We start from the raw sequence: 1,482 nt of genomic DNA, 5'->3' as shown, positions 1-1,482 counted from the left end.
GCCGACGATCAGCGGGCCAAATCCGCCAATGCCTACCCAGTCGGCCAGCGCCTGCACCGTCCACTGACGGTCAGGGTCGGCGGTGGAAAAGGCCTCGACCGCCGACTGAATGGCGTTGGTATGCAGATACTTCAGCACCTGATCCGGCTGATACTGGCCGAAGTCGATCCCGGTCCAGCCGGAGATCAGCGCCAGCGCCCCTTCATAGCTGACGTAGGATTTATACTCCTGCCATTTGGCCTGCGCCTCGCGGTCGGTTTCGCCGACAATGACCGTTTGCAGGTTGAAAATCAGGATGCTGCGCGGATCGCGCCCGGCCTCCGCGGCGCGGCGGCGAATGTCGGCCACCGTCTTTTTAAGCAGCGTTTTTGACGGCGCGGCGACAAACACGCACTCGGCGTGGCCGGCGGCAAACTGCTTCCCGCGGCTCGACGCCCCGGCCTGATAGAGCACCGGCGTGCGCTGCGGCGACGGCTCGCAGAGGTGGATCCCCGGCACCGAGAAGAAGTTGCCCTGGTGGTTGATCGGATGGATTTTTTGCGGATCGCTGAAGATCCCCCGCTCGCGATCGCGCAGCACCGCCCCGTCTTCCCAGCTGCCTTCCAGCAGCTTGTAGACCACGTCGAGGTACTCGTCGGCGTAGTCGTAGCGCGCGTCGTGATCGGTCTGCGCCTGATGGCCGATGTTGCGCGCCCCGCTTTCGAGATACGAGGTGACGATATTCCAGCCCACCCGGCCTTTGGTCAGATGGTCAAGGGTCGACAGGCGGCGGGCAAACGGATACGGGTGCTCAAACGACAGCGAGGCGGTCAGGCCAAAGCCGAGATGCTCCGTCACCAGCGCCATCGGGGTAATCAGCGCCAGCGGATCGTTCACCGGCACCTGCGTCGCCTGGCGAATAGCGGCATCGCCGCTGCCGTTCAGCACGTCGTAGATGCCCAGCACGTCGGCAATAAACAGGCCGTCGAACTTACCGCGCTCCAGCAGGCGCGCGAGGTCAACCCAGTAGTCCAGATCCTTGTACTGCCATGAGCGGTCGCGCGGATGGGTCCACAGCCCCGGCGACTGGTGGCCGACGCAGTTCATATCAAAAGCATTAAGACGAATTTCGCGTTGTGATGACATAGCACTTCTCCATGGTGCGTCCCTATCGAGGGGCGCACGCTTAATCATGAGTAACGAAAGAACCCTCGAGCCCCAGCGTCGCCAGCGCTTCGGCCGCCACCGCGGCGGCGTGGTCGGCAACCTGCGGCAGCCCCATCAGCTCGCCAAAACGTCCGCGAGCCGCCGGGCCAGAAATCAGCACCTTTGGCGTCACCGCGCCCTCGCGGCCAATAGCCCGGGAGCGCGAATCGACGTCGAGCCCGAGCCCCAGCGCGTCGGCGCGGATCAGCCCGTCCCGCGCCAGGTCGCGCAACAGCGGCTGGCTGTCGGTCAGACCGCCGTGCGCCGGGCCGGGGGTGAGGCTCAGGCGATCGACGG

The 1,482-nt window shown here is 65.1% G+C and carries 1 protein-coding gene and 1 pseudogene; both read right to left on the bottom strand.

Annotated features, from left to right (window positions below):
• The coding region (locus PFH44_RS27445) for an LLM class flavin-dependent oxidoreductase (RefSeq protein ID WP_283826818.1) at positions 1 to 1,125 on the bottom strand (1,125 nt) is incomplete at its 3' end.
• Positions 1,126 to 1,165: 40 nt separating this feature from the next.
• Positions 1,166 to 1,482: pseudogene (locus tag PFH44_RS27440) on the bottom strand (FAD-dependent oxidoreductase); the annotation flags it as partial.

Source organism: Klebsiella sp. Ech2A (assembly GCF_030078455.1).
Classification (GTDB): Bacteria; Pseudomonadota; Gammaproteobacteria; order Enterobacterales; family Enterobacteriaceae; genus Klebsiella; species Klebsiella terrigena.
This window is presented reverse-complemented; position numbering and strand designations above follow the sequence as displayed.